Source organism: Flavobacterium cyclinae, assembly GCF_021172145.1.
GTDB lineage: Bacteria > Bacteroidota > Bacteroidia > Flavobacteriales > Flavobacteriaceae > Flavobacterium > Flavobacterium cyclinae.
This window is the reverse complement of the sequence record NZ_CP089095.1, coordinates 1,270,848-1,289,994: the sequence shown is the minus strand read 5'-3', so window position 1 is coordinate 1,289,994 and position 19,147 is coordinate 1,270,848. Positions and strand designations below refer to the sequence as shown.

14 protein-coding genes are annotated in these 19,147 nt (G+C 31.9%); 10 read left to right on the top strand and 4 right to left on the bottom strand.

Annotation, left to right across the window (positions count from 1 at the left end; genetic code table 11):
- The first annotated feature begins 4 nt into the window (after window positions 1-4).
- The 4 genes from LOS86_RS06110 to LOS86_RS06095 all read left to right on the top strand — a co-directional run bounded on the left by LOS86_RS06110 (window position 5) and on the right by LOS86_RS06095 (window position 4,009).
- Complete coding sequence (locus tag LOS86_RS06110; protein ID WP_231843733.1) at window positions 5-1,000, top strand: glycosyltransferase family 2 protein; 996 nt, start codon at window positions 5-7, stop codon at window positions 998-1,000.
- A 71-nt stretch (window positions 1,001-1,071) separates the two neighbouring features.
- The gene (locus LOS86_RS06105) at window positions 1,072-1,908 is read left to right on the top strand and encodes an OmpA/MotB family protein (protein WP_231843732.1); all 837 of its coding nucleotides are present in this window, start codon (window positions 1,072-1,074) and stop codon (window positions 1,906-1,908) included.
- Window positions 1,909-2,178: 270 nt separating this feature from the next.
- The gene (locus tag LOS86_RS06100; RefSeq protein ID WP_231843731.1) at window positions 2,179-2,667 is read left to right on the top strand and encodes a T9SS type A sorting domain-containing protein; all 489 of its coding nucleotides are present in this window, start codon (window positions 2,179-2,181) and stop codon (window positions 2,665-2,667) included.
- Between the two features lie 4 nt (window positions 2,668-2,671).
- Window positions 2,672-4,009 carry a DUF8740 domain-containing protein gene (locus LOS86_RS06095; protein ID WP_231843730.1) on the top strand — a complete coding sequence of 446 codons (1,338 nt, stop codon included), beginning with the start codon at window positions 2,672-2,674 and terminating at the stop codon, window positions 4,007-4,009.
- Between the two features lie 55 nt (window positions 4,010-4,064).
- On the opposite strand, the gene LOS86_RS06090 is transcribed toward LOS86_RS06095, so the two are convergent.
- From LOS86_RS06090 to LOS86_RS06080, 3 genes are read right to left on the bottom strand one after another with little or no spacing between them, the layout of a single operon-like run.
- Window positions 4,065-4,685 (bottom strand): L-threonylcarbamoyladenylate synthase, encoded by a 621-nt coding sequence (locus LOS86_RS06090; RefSeq protein WP_231834601.1) that lies wholly within the window; start codon window positions 4,683-4,685, stop codon window positions 4,065-4,067.
- A 2-nt stretch (window positions 4,686-4,687) separates the two neighbouring features.
- Window positions 4,688-5,197 (bottom strand): hypothetical protein, encoded by a 510-nt coding sequence (locus LOS86_RS06085; RefSeq protein WP_231843729.1) that lies wholly within the window; start codon window positions 5,195-5,197, stop codon window positions 4,688-4,690.
- Window positions 5,198-5,207: 10 nt separating this feature from the next.
- A complete protein-coding gene (locus tag LOS86_RS06080; RefSeq protein ID WP_231843918.1) occupies window positions 5,208-7,535 on the bottom strand; it encodes an ATP-dependent helicase in 2,328 nt (775 codons plus the stop codon).
- Between the two features lie 169 nt (window positions 7,536-7,704).
- On the opposite strand from LOS86_RS06080, the gene LOS86_RS06075 reads away from it, so the two are divergent.
- The gene (locus tag LOS86_RS06075; protein ID WP_231843728.1) at window positions 7,705-8,229 is read left to right on the top strand and encodes a DUF7935 family protein; all 525 of its coding nucleotides are present in this window, start codon (window positions 7,705-7,707) and stop codon (window positions 8,227-8,229) included.
- A gap of 41 nt (window positions 8,230-8,270) precedes the next feature.
- Here LOS86_RS06075 and LOS86_RS06070 read toward each other — a convergent pair whose 3' ends face one another.
- Window positions 8,271-10,325, bottom strand: coding sequence for a M1 family metallopeptidase (locus tag LOS86_RS06070; protein ID WP_231843727.1), 2,055 nt, complete (start codon window positions 10,323-10,325; stop codon window positions 8,271-8,273).
- 152 nt (window positions 10,326-10,477) lie between these two features.
- Between LOS86_RS06070 and recG the strand changes: the two genes are divergently transcribed.
- From recG to LOS86_RS06045, 5 genes are all read left to right on the top strand, one after another.
- Window positions 10,478-12,580 (top strand): ATP-dependent DNA helicase RecG, encoded by a 2,103-nt coding sequence (gene recG / locus LOS86_RS06065; protein WP_231843726.1) that lies wholly within the window; start codon window positions 10,478-10,480, stop codon window positions 12,578-12,580.
- A 133-nt stretch (window positions 12,581-12,713) separates the two neighbouring features.
- Window positions 12,714-13,772: an efflux RND transporter periplasmic adaptor subunit gene (locus tag LOS86_RS06060; protein ID WP_231843725.1), complete on the top strand. Its 1,059-nt coding sequence runs from the start codon at window positions 12,714-12,716 to the stop codon at window positions 13,770-13,772.
- A 21-nt stretch (window positions 13,773-13,793) separates the two neighbouring features.
- Window positions 13,794-16,883: an efflux RND transporter permease subunit gene (locus tag LOS86_RS06055; RefSeq protein ID WP_231843724.1), complete on the top strand. Its 3,090-nt coding sequence runs from the start codon at window positions 13,794-13,796 to the stop codon at window positions 16,881-16,883.
- 4 nt (window positions 16,884-16,887) lie between these two features.
- Entirely contained in the window at window positions 16,888-18,192 is a 1,305-nt protein-coding gene (locus tag LOS86_RS06050) for a TolC family protein (protein WP_231843723.1), read from the top strand.
- 45 nt (window positions 18,193-18,237) lie between these two features.
- Entirely contained in the window at window positions 18,238-19,101 is an 864-nt protein-coding gene (locus LOS86_RS06045) for a bestrophin family protein (protein ID WP_231843722.1), read from the top strand.
- The last annotated feature ends 46 nt before the right edge of the window (window positions 19,102-19,147 follow it).

The following is a 19,147-nucleotide window of genomic DNA, read 5'->3' as shown; positions in this document are numbered from 1 at the left end:
TCACTTGAAAAAAATAGCAGTAGTCATACTAAATTGGAACGGAGCCAAATTATTAGAGCAATTTTTGCCTTCTGTAATTGCATTTTCAGATGAAGCTACAATTTATGTTGCTGATAATGCTTCGACAGACGATTCCATTGAAGTGATTCAAAACCAATTCCCTTCAGTGAAAATTATTCAAAATACAGGTAATTTTGGTTTTGCAAAAGGGTATAATGAAGCATTGAAATTTGTTGAAGAAGAATACTACGCTTTAGTAAATTCCGATATTGAAGTAACCGAAAATTGGTTGGCTCCTATTTTAAATATATTTGAAACGCAACCTGAAACTGCAATCATACAACCTAAGTTATTAGATTTCAAAAAGAAAACCCATTTTGAATATGCTGGCGGTGCTGGTGGTTTTATAGATAAATTTGGTTTTCCCTTTTGTCGTGGACGAATTTTTGATACCATAGAAGAAGATAAAAATCAGTATGATGATGAAATGGAAATTTTTTGGGCAACAGGTGCTTGTTTCTTTATTAGAAAAGAAGTGTATCGCAAATTAAATGGTTTTGATGATGATTTTTTTGCTCATCAAGAAGAAATTGATTTGTGTTGGAGAGCATTTAATTTTGGTTATAAAATAAAATACACTTCAAAATCAATAGTGTATCACGTGGGTGGAGCCACTTTAAACGAAGGAAATCCTAGAAAAACTTTTTTGAATTTCAGAAACTCATTGTTGATGTTAACTAAGAATTTACCAAAAAATCAATTATTTCCAATCATTTTTATGCGCTTATGCTTAGATGGATTGGCGGGAATTCAATTTATTTTGAAAGGGAAATTCAAACATTGTTGGGCAATAATAACCGCACATTTTCACTATTATCATATTGTGAATCAATTTTATAAGAAAAGAGGAAAAATTCAAAATTCAAACTACTACAAAATTAACAGTATTGTCTTTCGTTATTTTATTAAGAATGGCAAGGTCTTTGCTGATATTTTTTAACAATAGTTTAGGTTTAAAAAAGCTATTTTTTAACAATTTCCATTTAATTTTGCATAAAAAATAAGTATATTATGAGAAGAGTAATGCTATTTGCAACAGTAGCTGCAATTTCATTAAGTTCATGTGTTTCAAAAAAGAAATACACAGAATTAGAAGCTAAAAACAAAGAAATTCAAGATTTATTAAACACTGCAACGGTTAAATTAAACACATGTTTAACTGAAAGAGAAGCTTTAGCCCAACAAGTAGATTTCCTAAAGAAAAACAATACAGATTTAATTAACAATGTTGGGAATCTAACAACATTAACTACAAAAGGTGCTGAAAATCTTGAAAAATCTTTAGAAAGTTTAAAAGAAAAAGATTTAAAAATATCTCGCTTACAAGACGCTTTAACAAAAAAAGATAGTGTTACTTTAGCATTAGTTACAAGTTTAAAACGTGAAGTAGGAATTGATGATCCTGATATCAATATCAATGTTGATAAAGGAGTGGTAATGATTTCAATTGCTGACAATTTATTATTCAAATCGGGAAGTTATGAAGTAAGCGACAAAGCAAAAGGAGTTTTAGCAAAAGTGGCTAAAGTAATTAACAGCAAACCTGATTTTGAATGTATGGTAGAAGGTCACACTGATAATGTGCCAATTAAAAATGCTGTTTTATTAGACAACTGGGATTTATCGGTTAAAAGAGCTACTTCCATCGTAAGAGTTTTACAAAAAGATTTAGGAGTTAGTCCAAAACAATTGATTCCTGCGGGAAGAAGTTCGTATGTTCCATTAGTAGAAAATGATTCTCCTGCAAACAGAGCTAAAAACAGAAGAACTCGAATCATTATTATGCCAAAAATTGACCAATTCTACGATATGCTAGAAAAGGAAATGAAAAATTTAGAAGGGAAATAAATTTTCAAAAAATATAATAATATAAATATCAAAACACTTACTAAAGTTTAGTAAGTGTTTTTTTTATTCATTTGCTACGTGTTTAATTTTATACAAATTCATCACAAATGTAAATTTCGAACACATAATATTAAAAAATAATCATTTTTTTTTATATTAATAAATAAAAAAACCAACCTTTTAACCTTTTTAATTGTTTTATAACGATAAAACCATTCGTAAACTAATTATTTTCATTAGATTTAAGAGAACTTAAAAAAATATAAAATTATGAAATGTAAAAAATTAATGTTTTATTTTTTGAGTGTTTATTTTATTGGTATAACCTTTATTGTAGCACAAAATTCGGTTAATGCTTCGGGAGGAAATCTTTCGGGAGCTAATGGATCAGTTTCTTATTCAGTTGGTCAAATGGTTTACACGACAAACTCAGGAACTAATGGATCTAATGCACAAGGTGTTCAACAACCTTATGAAATCTCCGAAGTATTATCTTCGATAGATTATTCAGAGTTAATTAGTGATTTGAAAATTTATCCAAATCCTTCCACTGATCATATTAAAATAAACTTTATCAACTTAAATAATTTAAATCTTAGTCTTAAAATTATTGATATTAATGGGAAAGTTATAAAAAAAGAAGATTACTTACAAAACGAAACTACTATTGATGTTTCTAGCTATTCTTCAAATATCTATTTTCTCAATATAATGAATAAAGACAAATTAATCAAATCTTTTAAATTAATAAAAAAATAAAATTATGAAAAAATTATATACTCTTTTTGCATTCATATGCATTACCTATACAGCACAAGCTCAAACTCCAGAAATGATGAGTTATCAAGCAATAATTAGAGATGGTTCAGACGCGTTAATCATATCATCACCTGTGGGAATACAAGTGAGCATATTACAAGGCTCTTCAACAGGAACAGCAGTTTATGTTGAAACTCATTCAACAAGTACAAATGCAAATGGTTTAATAAGTATAGAAGTTGGAAATGGAAGTGTTGTATCTGGAAGTTTTTCTACAATCGATTGGTCAACTGGTTCGTATTTTATTTCGACTGATGTGGATCCTGCTGGTGGGACAAATTATACAATTAGTGGTTCAAGTCAACTATTGAGTGTTCCTTATGCATTATTTGCAAAAACTTCTGCTGGGGTTAATGGTCCACAATGGTCTACAAACGGCACAAATATTAATAATTCCAATACTGGAAGTGTAATAGTAGGTCCAAATGTTACTAATTCAAATTTAAATTTTGTAGTAACTAACAATACTAGTCCTAAAGCTGGTATAGGTAATCTTGGTGGTTTTAACAATGTAAATTCGGGAGAATTACTTTTTGTTGAGGATATTAATTATGCAGCAGGTGAATGTGGAATTAAATTTCAACATAATGGGGCTTTAAATAATTTATATTTAATTGGTGCTTGTTCAACTCCTGATACTCTTGCTAGATTCAATAGAAGTGGCTATTCAAATTTTAGACAATTAAGACTTGGCCTTAATTACAATACTAATGCCTTAAATACTTTAAGTGTTGATGGAAATTCTGATTTTACAGGAAATGTAACAATTAATGGAGATTTAAATATAACGGGAAATATTGCTAAAGGTGGAGGAACTTTTAAGATTGATCATCCATTAGATCCAAAAAACAAATATTTAATTCACAGTTTTGTTGAATCACCTGAAATGTTGAATATATATTCTGGTAATGTTACAACAGATGAAAATGGTTATGCAACAGTTTTATTACCAAACTATTTTGAAGCCGCTAATAAAGATTTTAGATATCAATTAACTACCATTGGTACATTTGCTCAAGCTATAATTAGAGAAAAAATTTCAGACAATAAATTTATTATCCAAACAAATTCACCTAATGTAGAAGTGAGTTGGCAAATAACTGCTGTAAGAGCAGATAAATATGCTAATGAAAACAGAATTATCCCAGAGAAAGAAAAAGAATACAAAGGAACTTACTTACATCCAGAATTATATGGTCAAAGTAAAGAAAAATCTGAAAATTATGCTAAAAATAAATTAATTAGCTATCCAGATACTAATTCTAATGTTGATGGACAATAATATCTAAATAAACTATTTTTTGAAAGGACAATTTAATATTAAATTGTCCTTTTTTTTACAATATATCTAAACTTCCCTTACCCTCACGAACAACTTCTGGCTCATAACCTGTTAAATCTATAATGGTGGAAGCTACATTGTCACCGTAACCACCATCGATAACCAAATCGACTTTATTTTGCCATTTTTCGAAGATTAATTCTGGATCGGTAGAATATTCAATAACCTCATCTTCATCACGAATTGATGTTGAAACAATAGGATTTCCTAACATTTCCACAATCTGAAGCGCAATATTGTTATGAGGAACACGTATTCCAACGGTTTTCTTTTTTCTGAATTCTTTTGGCAAATCATTATTTCCTGGCAAAATAAAAGTGTAAGGACCAGGCAAAGCACGTTTTAGGATTTTGAAAGTAGAAGTATCAATTTGCTTTACATAATCAGATAAATTACTCAAACTCGAACAAACAAAAGAAAAATTCGCTTTTTCCAATTTAATGCCTTTGATTTTAGCTAATTTTTCAAGTGCACGAGAATTCGTTATATCACAACCCAATCCATAAACCGTATCAGTTGGATAAATTACTAAACCACCATCTTTTAATACATCTACTACTTTTTTAATAGCTGCTTCACTTGGCTTATCTTCGTATATTCTTATGAATTCTGACATAACTAATTTTTCATATGATGATTTTTTTTAAATGAATTTGATCTTTCAATTAAAAAAACATTGTAACTTAAACTAATAATTATAAGCAATTTAAAAACAATTCCATTAAATAAGGTATCTGGATTAATAAGGTAATTCAATGTGTAAACACTTAATATTAATAACAAAGGAATAATTGTTAACAAAAGAGGTTTTCTCTTTAAGAAAAAGCCACATAAAAATATAACCGTTCCTATAAAAACATTGATAATCGTTTCTAAATAAAATCCTTTATTATTTATAAAGAATAGTATTGCTGACAAGAAAGTAAATGCTGAAACAATGTATAATAAATACTGATTTTTTTCCAATGAATCTTCAGATTCTGAAATAACTCTTTTATTTACAATAAACATTCCAATATGCTTGGCTTTTTCTTCTTCAGTACCTAAAAAAGGAAAATTACAAAATTTACAATTTGTACTATTTTCTGTAACTTGATTTTTACAACAAATACATTCTTTAACTTCCATATAATCTATTTTATCCTATAACTTCTAATTTTGCAAATCGTAGCAACAACTTCTTTAATCCGCCCACATCAAAGCGAATTTCAGCTTTTTTATCAGCTCCTACTCCTTCTATGTTTACGATTTGACCTTTTCCAAAACGTTCGTGCATTACGATATTTCCAACCGTTAAATTGGCATCAACCGAATTAGATCCTCCTGAATTACTCGAAACAGGTTTCAAACGTCTAATATTTGCAGTTGGACTTGGTTGGTCTTGCGTCAAATATTTTGGTGGTGTTCCAGCAGTTGGTTTAGATAAACGTAATTTCGATTTATCAATATCGCCAAAAACATCCACATCCATCAAAGGTTTGTATCGATAACCCGTGTCAACCGGATTCAAATATTCTAAATATTGGTCATCAATTTCTTCAATAAAACGCGATGGTTCGCTATCAACCAATTTTCCCCAACGGTAACGCGATTGCGCATACGTCAAATACGCTTGATGTTCGGCACGAGTTAAAGCTACGTAGAACAAACGACGTTCTTCTTCTAATTCGCTTCTAGTATTTAAACTCATGGCACTTGGGAACAAATCTTCTTCCAATCCCACAATAAACACGTGTGGAAACTCTAATCCTTTTGCTAAGTGGATTGTCATTAGTGCTACTCTATCGTCATCTCCAGTATCTTTGTCCAAATCGGTAGCTAGCGCAACATCTTCAAGAAATTCGGCTAACGAACCTCTAGCACCATCAACCTCTTTTTGTCCTTCGGTGAAGTCTTTGATACCATTTAATAATTCTTCAATATTTTCAATACGGGCAATTCCTTCTGGTGTTCCGTCTTTCTTTAATTCTTGAACTAAGCCTGTTTTCTTAGTAACATGATCAGTTAAGAAAAACGCATCTTGATTTTCGTTGATAACTTGGAAACTTTTAATCATGGTAACGAAATCATTCAACTTGGCTTTCGTACCTGAATTCAATTTCAAATCAATCTTATCGATGTGCTCCATCACCTCAAAAATAGAACGCTTGTAATGATTAGCCGCTACCGTTAATTTCTCTACTGTAGAATCTCCAATGCCTCGTGCTGGATAATTAATAACACGAACTAAAGCTTCTTCGTCTTTTGGATTAATTACTAAACGTAAATACGCCAAAACATCCTTGATTTCCTTGCGTTGGTAAAACGATAATCCTCCGTAAATTCGGTAAGGAATATCGCGTTTACGCAAAGCGTCTTCCATAGCTCGCGATTGCGCATTGGTACGATACAAAATTGCAAACTGTCCGTTATGCATTTGGTGCTGCATCTTTTGTTCGAAAATTGTGGATGCCACAAAACGTCCTTCTTCACCATCAGTTAAACTTCGGTGGACTTTAATTTTGGGTCCGTGCTCATTGGCGGTCCAAACCACCTTATCTAATTTGGTTTTGTTCTTATCGATTACATTATTCGCTGCTTCTACAATATTGCGACTAGAGCGATAGTTTTGCTCTAATCGATACATTTGAACATTTTCGTAATCTTTCTGGAAATTTAGAATGTTATTGATGTTTGCACCTCGGAAAGCATAGATACTTTGCGCATCATCACCTACCACACAAATATTTTGGAATCTATCGGACAACGCACGAACAATCAAATATTGCGAATGGTTGGTATCTTGGTACTCATCCACCAATATATATCGAAATCTATCTTGATATTTCGCTAATACATCAGGAAAACGATTCAATAATTCGTTGGTTTTCAATAATAAATCATCAAAATCCATCGCACCCGATTTAAAACAACGCTCTACATATTGTTGATAAATCTCTCCCATACGCGGTTTTTTACTCATCGCATCCGCTTCTTGTAATTCGGGATTATTGAAATAAGCTTTTACGGTAATTAAAGAATTTTTGTAAGATGAAATTCTACCTATGATTTGCTTTGGTTTGTAAATATCTTTATCCAATTGCATTTCTTTAATAATCGCACCTATCAATCGCACCGAATCTTGCGTATCGTAAATCGTAAAGTTAGAAGGGTAACCAAGCTTTTCAGCTTCAATACGTAAAATCTTAGCAAAAACCGAGTGAAAAGTTCCCATCCAAAGATTTTTAGCTTCGTTATTACCAACGATATCAGCAATACGTTTTTTCATTTCACGTGCAGCTTTATTGGTAAACGTTAACGCCAAAATATTAAATGCATCCACACCTTGACTCATCAAGTTAGCAATTCGAACCGTTAGTACTCGGGTTTTTCCAGAACCTGCACCAGCAATCACAATCATAGGTCCGTCTTTTTGTAAAACCGGAAGTTGTTGTGCTTCATTCAATTGGCTAATATAACGCTGCATTTCATTCATAGGATTCGATAACTTTTTACTAATTTACAAAAATACACTTTGATTAGTGTTAATACAAAAGAAGTTATCAACTCTTTTTAAGATAATACCAACAAAAGAAAATCTATTTGAATTTTAATAATTTTAATCTTAATTTGCGAACTATTTAAATCTATTAAAAATGACTATCGAAGATAAATTATTAGAAATTGCAGCTTATACTTTACCAGCTTTAATTACGGGAGGTGTTGCTTTTGTAATGATGCAAAAATTCTACAACAGCGAAGAAAGTAAACGTAAATTTGAATTGTTAAGAGAAAATCAAAAACAAGCGTTACCCATTCGTTTACAAGCCTATGAACGCATGGTTTTATTTTTAGAACGAATTAATCCAGCGCAATTATTACTTCGTGTGGCTCCAATTAGCCAAACAAAAGAGGATTACGCAACTTTATTAGTACATCATGTTCAAACGGAATACGAACACAATCTAACCCAACAAATATATTTAACTGCTGAAACTTGGGATATCGTGTTAAAAGCCAAGAATAGTACAGTTCAAATTATTCGAAAAAATGCGGCAAGAGAAGACATCACAAGTGCTGATAAATTAAGAGAAGCCATCATGTTAGAAATGACTGAAACTGAAGCTCCGAGTACTGTTGCAATAAGTTACTTAAAAGAAGAATTAAAAAGAGTGTTTTAAACATAAAACCTGACAGGTTTTTGAAACCTGTCAGGTTTATTTTATTTCTCATTCAAAAATTTCAAGTATAATTCTCTCATTGAATCATCTGAGGTTGCTGCTAATTTTTCAACTAAAGCTCGGTATTCAGAATTTTTAAGTAATTCTCGAATCTTTGTTCTTGCAAAAAGTGTAAACTGCCATTTGTGATGTTTTGTTGCTAAAAATAATTGTGTAATTACTTTAGTATTCATAAAATCAATTGATAACAGGGTTTCTAAAGCATTTTGCCTAATTGAACTTTCATATTGGGCCGATGCATAATGCAATAATTCCAAATAATAATCTAATTTTTGTGCATCAAATTCTGGCGTTTCATAAGCTAGTTTTAACCATGTAATTCGTAAACTTTTATCATTATTGCCTAACAAGCGTCTCGTTTGAAATAAATACTTTTCTCTGTCTGCAGGAAAGTTCATACACAAATACACTAAAGCAATTTCATTTGTTACATACGAATTATCATCTAACAATGTTTCGTATTGCGACTTAATCGCTTCAGGAATTATTGGAGTTGACTCGGCTACAGCCCTTCTTACCAAAATATCATTTGTAGCTAAAGCGGCTTTAATTATCACTTTTCTCTCTTCAAAAGGAATATTTCGTGTTTGATATACTATGTATTGCTTGATTGGATAATAGGCGTCCGATTTCAAAATTTCTGTTAATTCAGCTAATGATTTTTTACTTTTCTTTAGTGCAAAATAGTCTTGAATGAATTTGTTTCTAGAAAGATATTTTTGAGCGATTTCCATTTCAAATCCGGCTTTTTCTAGCCAAAGTTTTTTAAAGATATCTACATCATAACCCGAAACTTGTCTCACAATTTTCAAGAAATCATCGGTATTTACATTTTTATATTGGTACTTTTTCAAATACTTTTTTACTGCTTTTTGGAAATTCTTTGCGCCAATATCTTCTCGTAACACATGCAATGCCCAAGCTCCTTTTTTATAAAACGATAATGTACTCGCTTTTTCATTCATCACAGGAATCGTATCGGTTTTTGAAGCGCGATACAATTGTTCTGCATAATCATTTAATACGTCATAAAAATAGTCATCTCCAAATATATGACGTTCTGCCAATAAAGCATAATTAGTAGCAAATCCTTCTTGCAACCAATGATGTTTGCCTGATTGCGCTGTAATTAAATCCCCAAACCATTGATGCGCTAATTCATGAGCGTTGACATTGACATAATTTCTATCATTAAACCCTATAGAATCCACTACAAAATCTTGTGAAAAAATGGTAGAAGTCGTATTTTCCATTCCCGCATATAAAAAATCACGAACCGGAACTTGACGGTAAATGCCCCAAGGATACTTCACTCCTATTTCTTGCTCCAAATAATCAAACATTTCTTTGGAATAACGAAACGTGGGTTCAAATTTAGAAACATCGTTCTTATCTAAATAAAATTCTAATGGCGTTCCTGATTTTGTAGTTGTAGTTTGCTTTTCGAAATTTCCAATGACTAGCATTACTAAGTAAGATGACATTGGTTTTTTCATTTCAAATGCATCATAATCCATATACATTACCTCAGGTTTTCTTTTTAACAAACCATTAGAAATAACTTTTAAATAAGGATTTACATCCGAGATTAAAATATTAAAAATCACTTTCTCATTCACATCATCAAAACTTGGCAACCAGTAACTTGTATATTTACCTTGACCCTGTGTCCAAATTTGTAAATTCTCATCTTGACCCGTAAAATAAAGTGTTTGTTTGGGTTTAGCTGAATAGCTGAAAGTTAGTTTGTTTTTTCCTTTTTTAAATCCTTCAAATAAATCCAATGTTTTACCTGAGTTTTTAAATTTTACGGATTTTCCATTGATCATAACTCCTGAAAATTCCATGCTTTTAGCATCAATTTTAATAGTATCGATTGCTTTTTTTACTTTAAATTCATAAACAACAGTTCCAGAAATTGATTTTTCTGATGCATATGGATAAACTGAAGCATCACATTTTATAAAATCAACTTTATCCGTTTGTTGGGCAAAAGATATGCTTATAAAAAATAGGGCTAAAAGAATACGAAACATTTTAATGGAATTTAATAAAGTACGAATATAAACATTTTCAAATTCTCTGTTTTTCAAATTAACAAATTATAAACTATCTTCGCTTAAATAATTTTAAATATAACTTCTCGACTCCGCTCGAAGAGAAAAACTGTAAACTGCGACTGTAAACTGTGAACTTATTAGAGACTCCCATAGAATATCTCAAAGGCGTTGGTCCACAACGTGGTGATTTATTGCGCAAGGAGTTGGGCATTCATAAATATGCCGATTTACTAAATTTATTCCCAAATCGTTATATTGATAGAACTCGATATTACAGAATTAACGAACTGCAAAACAGTAATTCAGAAGTTCAAATTGTTGGAAAAATTATCAACATCAAAACCGTTGAACAAGGGAAAGGAAAATCGAGATTAGTAGCGACATTTGTAGATGATACTGGTCAAATGGAACTGGTTTGGTTTCAAGGTCAAAAATGGATTCGAGAGAGTTTGAAAATTAATGTTCCGTATGTTATTTTTGGAAAAGTAACGCAATTTGGTGCTACTTACAACATGGCACATCCTGAAATGGAATTGTTGGAAGAACACAAAGCCAGTCTTCGTTCGGCCATGCAACCGGTTTATCCAAGTACAGAAAAATTAGCCAATAAAGGGATTTCTAACAAAGTCATCAATAAAATGATGCAACAATTGTTTTTAGAAACCCAAGTTTTGTTTTCAGAGAATCTTCCGAATTATCTTTTGGATGAATTAAAATTGATTCCAAAAAATGCGGCTTTATTCAATATTCATTTTCCAAAAAGCCAAGATTTATTGGCAAAAGCACAATTCCGATTGAAGTTTGAAGAATTGTTTTTCATTCAATTGCAATTGATTACGAAGAATCTGATTCGTAAACATAAAATCAAAGGAATGCCGTTTGAAAAAGTGGGTGAAAACTTCAATAATTTCTATAAAAATCACTTGCCTTTTGATTTAACGAATGCCCAAAAACGTGTATTAAAAGAAATCCGAAATGATTTAGGAAGCAACGCCCAAATGAATCGTTTACTGCAAGGCGACGTAGGTTCTGGAAAAACGATTGTAGCTTTAATGTGTATGCTTTTGGCAAAAGATAATGGTTTTCAAAGTTGCTTAATGGCACCAACAGAAATTTTAGCAAATCAGCATTTTAATGGTATTTCTGAATTGGCAAAAGAATTAAACATCAATATAAAAATTCTAACGGGTTCAACCAAAACTGCAGAACGAAAAATTATTCATGAAGCACTTGAAAACGGAAGTTTAGATATTTTAATTGGAACTCATGCTTTGTTAGAAGACAAAGTACAATTTCATAATTTAGGCTTAGCGATTATAGATGAACAGCACAGATTTGGTGTAGAGCAGCGATCTAAACTTTGGGGGAAAGCCCCTATTCCACCTCATGTTTTGGTCATGACTGCTACTCCAATACCACGAACTTTAGCCATGAGTTTGTATGGTGATTTAGATATTTCAGTCATTGATGAATTACCACCAGGAAGAAAACCTATTCAAACCGTTCATCGCTATGATTCTAATCGTCTAAAGGTTTGGAAATTCTTAAAAGACGAAATTGCAAAAGGACGCCAAGTTTATATTGTGTATCCGTTAATTCAAGAATCAGAAAAAATGGATTATAAAGATTTAATGGATGGTTATGAAAGTATTTCGAGAGATTTTCCATTACCTCATTATTCCATTTCGATAGTTCATGGAAAAATGAAACCTGCCGATAAAGATGAAGAAATGCGTCGCTTTGCAGAAGGAAAAACCAATATTATGGTGGCGACTACTGTGATTGAAGTTGGGGTAAATGTTCCAAACGCTTCTGTAATGGTAATTGAAAGTGCAGAACGATTTGGATTATCGCAATTACATCAATTACGCGGTCGCGTTGGTCGTGGTGCCGAACAAAGTTATTGCATCTTAATGACAGGTCATAAATTGAGTAATGATAGTAAAATCCGAATGGAAACGATGGTGCGTACTAATGACGGTTTTGAAATTTCGGAAGTCGATTTGAAATTGCGCGGTCCCGGTGATATAATGGGAAAACAACAAAGTGGCGTATTAAATCTTCAAATTGCAGATTTAGTTAAAGACAAAGAAATTTTACAATTGGCACGCCATCATGCTATTAAACTTTTAAAAGATGATGCGCCAATGGAAAAACCAGAACATGCAAAACTTCGAGAAGCATTTATTGAATTAAGTAAAAAGAAAACCATTTGGAATTACATTAGTTAATGTGTCATTTTGACTATTATCAACATCCAATTGAAACAAGACATTTGTACCTACAACAATGTTAAATAAATGGTAACTTGTATGGTATTTAAAACGTATAAGTTAGTTTTGTACTTTATAAATTAAAACTCACATGAACATAAAAAAATTTAGTATCTCTATTTTAGTTATTTTACTATTAGGTTTGATTGTATATCGCATCTTTTCAAATGTAAAAGAAGAATCAAAAAATAATAATAAAGGTGGTAATAAATCACCAATGGCTGTAAATGCTCTTATTGTCACTGAAATGGATTATGCTAATACAATTTCACTATCAGGTTCTATAGAGGCAAATGAAGCAGTAGAAATTAAAAGTGAAGTTTCAGGAGTTGTAGAAAAAATTTATTTTACCGAAGGAACAACCGTAAACAAAGGACAACTTTTAGTAAAAATCAATGATATCGAACTTCGCGCTCAGTTATCTCAAGCGCAAACACGTCAAGGTTTAGCTGCTGAAAATGAAAGACGCGCTAAATTACTTCTTGAAAAAGAAGCCATTTCTCAAGAAGAATATGAAGTTGCGCTAGCAGAATATAAAAGTTTAAAAGCGCAAACCCAATTGATTCAAGCGCAAATTTCAAAAACAGCTACAAAAGCTCCTTTTTCTGGAAAAATTGGCTTGCGAAATATTTCGCCTGGGACTTATATAACACCAAGTCAAATTATTACAAATTTGGTTAATACAAATCAGTTAAAAATCACCTTCTCCATTCCAGAAAAATATGCTGCCCAAGTAGAAGTTAATTCAACTTTTAAATTTAAAGTTTCTGGAATGAATGAAGAATTTGAAGCTAAAATTTATGCTTTAGAACCTAGTGTAGATGTAACTACGAGAACTTTACAAGTAAGAGCTATTACTCAAAATAAAAACAATAAGTTATTTCCAGGTACGTATGCCAATGTTGAATTACCTTTAAGTGTTATTAAAAATGCTATTTTAATTCCAACCGAGGCAGTTATTCCAATTCAAAATGGGAAAAAGGTATTTGTTTCAAACAATGGTATGGCTTCAGAAAGAAATATCATAACAGACACTAGAACTGAAAACAAAGTATTGGTTTTAGAAGGATTAAAAAAAGGTGACACGCTTATTACCACGGGAATAATGAGTTTAAAAAACGAAATGCCTTTAAAAATTTCAATTCAATAGTTTGAATTAATCAGAATCGTTATGAGTTTATCAACTTTAAGTATAAAAAGACCGGTATTAACTATTGTATTAAATTTAACCATTATTTTATTTGGTTTTATTGGGTACAAATTTTTAGGCGTTAGAGAATATCCTTCTATTGATCCCGCACAAATATCTGTAAGAACCAATTATACAGGTGCAAATGCAGATATTATTGAATCTCAAATTACAGAGCCATTAGAAAAAGCTATAAATTCTATCGATGGAATAAAAAACATTACCTCGTCAAGTAATCAAGGAAGTAGTATAATTACAATTGAATTTAATTTAGATAAAGATTTAGAGGCAGCAGCAAATGATGTTCGAGATAAAGTTTCACAAGCGGTAAGAAGTTTACCTGAAGATATTGATTCGCAACCTATAGTATCTAAAGCAGATGCCAATAGTGAAGCTATTATTTCAATGACGGTTCAAAGTAAAACTAAAAATGCACTCGAATTAAGTGATTATGCAGAAAATGTTATTAGTCAGCGTTTAGAAACTATTCCGGGTGTTAGCGGTATTCAAATTTGGGGACAAAAACGTTATGCTATGCGATTGTGGTTAGACCCCAATAAACTTGCCGCTTATGGAGTAACTGTAGCTGATGTTAGATCCGCCTTGAATAAACAAAATGTTGAGCTTCCTTCTGGTAAAATTACAGGTGCTGCTACCGAACTAACCGTAAAAACCATCGGTAATTTATCATCAGAGAAAGAATTTAATGATGTTATCATTCGTTCTGAAAATGACAAAATAGTGCGCTTAAGTGATGTGGGAAATGCTTCATTAGAAGCCGAAAACATCGAAACCCAAATGACCCAATCAGGAAAGCCATTAGTGGGTGTTGCTATTGTTCCATTACCTGGTGCAAATTATTTAGATATTTCTAACGCATTTTATAAAGAATTTGAAAAACTAAAAAGAGAATTACCTAAAGATATTGAATTAAACATTGCTATTGACACTACAACTTTTGTAAAAAAATCGGTTACTGAAGTTGCAGAAACTCTAATCATATCGATACTTTTAGTTATATTAATTATCTATCTTTTTTTTAGAGATTGGGCTATTGCATTTCGTCCATTAATTGATATACCGGTATCTTTAATTGCTACCTTTTTTATTATGTGGCTTTTTGGTTTTTCTATCAATGTTTTAACACTTTTAGCCATAGTATTAGCCACAGGTTTAGTGGTTGATGACGGAATTGTTGTTACCGAAAACATTTACAAGAAAGTTGAAGAAGGCATGTCGCCAATTGAAGCTGCAATTAAAGGTTCAAACGAAATCTTTTTTGCTGTAATTTCTATTTCAATCACTTTAGCTGCAGTATTTTTACCTGTAATATTTCTTGAAGGATTTGTTGGCCGATTGTTTAGAGAATTCGGAATCGTTATTGGTGCAGCGGTATTGGTTTCTGCCTTTGTTTCTTTGACCTTAACCCCAATGTTAAATGCTTATTTAATAAAAGGTGGCGAACAAAAGAAATCGAAATTTTATTTAGCAACGGAACCCTATTTTGAAAAATTAAACAAAATATATGCTTCCAACCTAACCCGATTTATTCCTAAAAAAGGATGGAGTTTTGCTATCATTATTATTTGTTTTGGATTGATTTTTCTTTTCTTTTCTATTCTTCAAAAAGAAACAGCACCTTTAGATGATCGCAGTGGATTTGTCATGAGAATGTCTACACCTGAAGGCGCATCTTATGAATATACAAATCGCTTCATGCAAGAAATGTCGCAATTAGTTGATGATTCTATTCCAGAAAAACAAGTAAGTTTGGTAATTTCATCACCTGGATTTGGTGGAACATCATCAGTTAATAGTGGATTTATTCGTATTTCACTAAAAAATCCAAAAGAAAGAGAAAAATCGCAAATGGAAATTGCTGATGAATTGGGGAAATGGGTTAAACGTTATCCTGATGCAAAAACTTCTGTAATTCAGCAACCCACAATTTCGGTTAGCCGAAGAGGTGGTTTACCTATTCAATACATTATTCAGGCCCAAAATTTTGAAAAACTTCAAGAAAAGATACCTGTTTTTATGGAAGAAGTAAATAAAAACGGTACTTTTTCAATGGCTGATGTTAACTTGAAATTTAATAAACCTGAAATAAACGTAACTATTGATCGTGAAAAAGCTGAAAGTTTAGGAGTTTCGGTTTTAGATATTGCACAAACACTTCAATTAGCATTAAGTGGTCAACGTTTTGGTTATTTTATGCAAAATGGAAAACAATATCAAGTGATTGGGCAGTTTGAAAAACAAGATCGTTCAAAACCTACCGACGTAACTTCAATGTTTGTTAGAAATAATAAAGGCGAATTAATTCAAATGGATAATGTGGTCGAAATTGAAGAAAAAAGCAATCCACCACAATTGTACCATAACAACAGATACATGTCGGCAACAGTTTCAGCAGGTTTAGCACCAGGAAAAAGTATTGGTGACGGAATTGAAGCCATGAATGAAATAAAAGAACGCGTATTAGACGATTCATTTACGACAGATTTAGGTGGAGAATCTCGTGACTTCGTGGAAAGTAGCTCAAACACTTCGTTTGCTTTTGGACTAGCGTTATTGTTGATTTATTTAATTCTTGCAGCTCAGTTTGAAAGTTTTATTGATCCATTTATTATCATTCTAACTGTACCAATGGCAGTAGCTGGAGCATTATTCTCGCTTTGGTTATTTGGACAAACTTGGAATATTTTTAGTCAAATTGGAACGATAATGTTGATTGGACTTGTTACCAAAAACGGAATTCTGATAGTCGAATTTGCGAACCAACTTCGAGAACAAGGGAAATCAAAATACGATGCCATTTTAGAAGCTTCGGAAGCACGTCTACGTCCTATTTTGATGACAAGTTTAGCTATTGCTTTAGGAGCATTACCTATTGCTTTATCACTTGGAGCCGCATCAGCAAGTAGAATGGGAATGGGAGTTGTAATTGTAGGTGGAACATTGTTTTCATTAATTTTAACCTTATTTGTTATTCCTTCAATCTATTTAATGTGGTCAAGAGCAAAAAAACATCGACCAGAATTTGATAATTTAGACGCTTTAGAGAAATAATAGTATGCAACATTTATATAAAATAGTATTCCTTATCATTATTGGATTTTCAGCGCAAGCTCAAGAACTACTTACACTTAAAGATGCTGTAAAAATTGCCTTGGAAAACAATTACGACATTAAAATTGCTGAAAATAATTCTAAAATTGATGCAACCAATAACAATTTAGCAAATGCTGGAATGTTACCTGCTTTGAATGCAAATTTCACCAATAATAACAGTCAATTCAATACCACACAAACGCAAGCTGATGGTTCTGAAAGAAAGCTAGACAATGCTAAAAATATGAATTTAACTTATGGCGTTGGTTTAGATTGGACGATTTTCGATGGGTTAAGTATGTTTGCCAGAAAAGAGCAATTGGACGTTTTAGAGCAACAAGGAAAGGCCGAATTACAAACCGCCATTTTAACCCGAATTAGCGATGTGTACACCACCTATTTCGATTTGGTACAACAACAACAAGTTTTGGCATCGATTGATACGGCAATTGTGATTTCAAACCAAAGATTGACAACTGCTCAAAATCGATTTAGTATAGGAAAAGCTTCAAAATTGGAGGTTTTGAATGCACAAGTAGATTTGAATAGTGATTTAAGTTTACAATTGAGACAAAAAGAACTAATTAAAATCAGTAAAATCAGATTGAACGAATTATTAGTTCGTGATACACAAACCGATTTTAAAGTGGCTAACGAAGTTACTTTCGAACAAAATTTAGATTTAAACGAATTAAAATCAACAGCCGAAAAACAAAACCCGCAATTACAAGCGCAAATTCTGTCTAAAAAAGTAGCCGATTTGAATTTGAAACAAGTCAAAGGTAATCGTTATCCAACAGTTAGAGTTACTTCGGGTTATAATTTCACACGTTCGGAAGCTTCTTTGGGTTTCATCACACAATCATCTGGACAAGGTTTTGTGTATGGAGTAACGGCTACTGTACCTATTTTTAATGGCTTTCTTCAAAACAGAAACGAAAAAGTAGCGAAATATCAAGTGGAAAATGCTAATTTACTTTTAGAACAACAAAAATTGTCTTTATCATCTCAATTAGCTTCATTTTTTGCAAGTTATCAAACCAACTTAGAATTGGTAAAAGTGGAAGAAAAAAACTTAGAAATCGCCAAGCAAAACTTAGATATTACATTAGCGAAATTCAAAATCGGAACCATAACGACAATCGAATTTAGAACTGCTCAACAAAACTTTGTTGAAGCATCAGTTCGTTATTCAAATGCACAATATGTAACCAAACTTTCAGAAATTAACTTAAAAGAATTAGCCGGCACTTTACAATTAAATTAATATATTTAAACTTTTTACTTCTCACTTTTTACTTTTTACTTAAAAATGGTTCAATACAACCCAAAAGACTGGATTACTTTTATTTTTCGTTTTCACGAATCAGATACGTTTCGTCAATTAATTCCAATGATGATTTTCATTGGTTTTTATGCTTATGGAATTGCCTATTTGGAAATCGAATATTGGAAACTTTCCGAAACCAGTCATGTAAAAAACCTCAATATTATGCACACCACCGTAGGTTTTGTATTGTCGTTATTATTGGCTTACCGAACCAATACCGCTTATGACCGTTGGTGGGAAGGAAGAAAACTTTGGGGTGCTTTAGTTAATAATAGTCGAAATTTAGCTTTAAAACTTTCTGCCTATTTATCAGATGAAAAAGATAGAAATTTCTTTCAAAAAGTAATTCCAGCTTATGCTTCGGTGCTTTCGAAACATTTATTGAATGAAGAAGTGAGTAAAATGCTGTTTGAAGGTTTGGATTTAGAAATTGATCATCACAAACACCGCCCGAATCAAGTGGCAAAAATGTTGTTTCAAAAAGCAAATGATTTGTACCAATCTGGAAAAATTACGGGCGACCAATTTATCATCATCAATTCCGAATTGCAATCGTTTACGGATATTTGTGGCGCTTGCGAACGTATTAAAAACACGCCTATTCCCTACTCGTATAGTTCGTTTATCAAAAAATTCATCTTCTTTTTTGTGATGACCTTACCTTTCGGATTTGTATTTAGTTTAGGTTACTACGTAATTCCAGTAGTGATTTTTATCTTTTATGTGTTAGCGAGTTTAGAATTAATCGCCGAAGAAATAGAAGACCCTTTTGGCAACGATGCTAATGATTTACCGATGACAAAAATTGCTTCAAATATTAAGAAACACGTGGAAGAGATTTTGTGAGGATTTGGAGGGAATTTGGTATATTTGATTTTTAAAGATATAAAAC

Excerpts from the sequence above, each read along its gene's own strand:
- LOS86_RS06105 (WP_231843732.1), top strand. The coding sequence starts at position 1,072 with ATGAGAAGAGTAATGCTATTTGCAACAGTAGCTGCAATTTCATTAAGT.
- LOS86_RS06100 (WP_231843731.1), top strand. The coding sequence starts at position 2,179 with ATGAAATGTAAAAAATTAATGTTTTATTTTTTGAGTGTTTATTTTATT.
- LOS86_RS06095 (WP_231843730.1), top strand. The coding sequence starts at position 2,672 with ATGAAAAAATTATATACTCTTTTTGCATTCATATGCATTACCTATACA.
- LOS86_RS06090 (WP_231834601.1), bottom strand. The coding sequence starts at position 4,685 with ATGTCAGAATTCATAAGAATATACGAAGATAAGCCAAGTGAAGCAGCT.
- LOS86_RS06085 (WP_231843729.1), bottom strand. The coding sequence starts at position 5,197 with ATGGAAGTTAAAGAATGTATTTGTTGTAAAAATCAAGTTACAGAAAAT.
- LOS86_RS06080 (WP_231843918.1), bottom strand. The coding sequence starts at position 7,535 with ATGCAGCGTTATATTAGCCAATTGAATGAAGCACAACAACTTCCGGTT.
- LOS86_RS06075 (WP_231843728.1), top strand. The coding sequence starts at position 7,705 with ATGACTATCGAAGATAAATTATTAGAAATTGCAGCTTATACTTTACCA.
- LOS86_RS06070 (WP_231843727.1), bottom strand. The coding sequence starts at position 10,325 with ATGTTTCGTATTCTTTTAGCCCTATTTTTTATAAGCATATCTTTTGCC.
- LOS86_RS06060 (WP_231843725.1), top strand. The coding sequence starts at position 12,714 with ATGAACATAAAAAAATTTAGTATCTCTATTTTAGTTATTTTACTATTA.
- LOS86_RS06055 (WP_231843724.1), top strand. The coding sequence starts at position 13,794 with ATGAGTTTATCAACTTTAAGTATAAAAAGACCGGTATTAACTATTGTA.
- LOS86_RS06050 (WP_231843723.1), top strand. The coding sequence starts at position 16,888 with ATGCAACATTTATATAAAATAGTATTCCTTATCATTATTGGATTTTCA.
- LOS86_RS06045 (WP_231843722.1), top strand. The coding sequence starts at position 18,238 with ATGGTTCAATACAACCCAAAAGACTGGATTACTTTTATTTTTCGTTTT.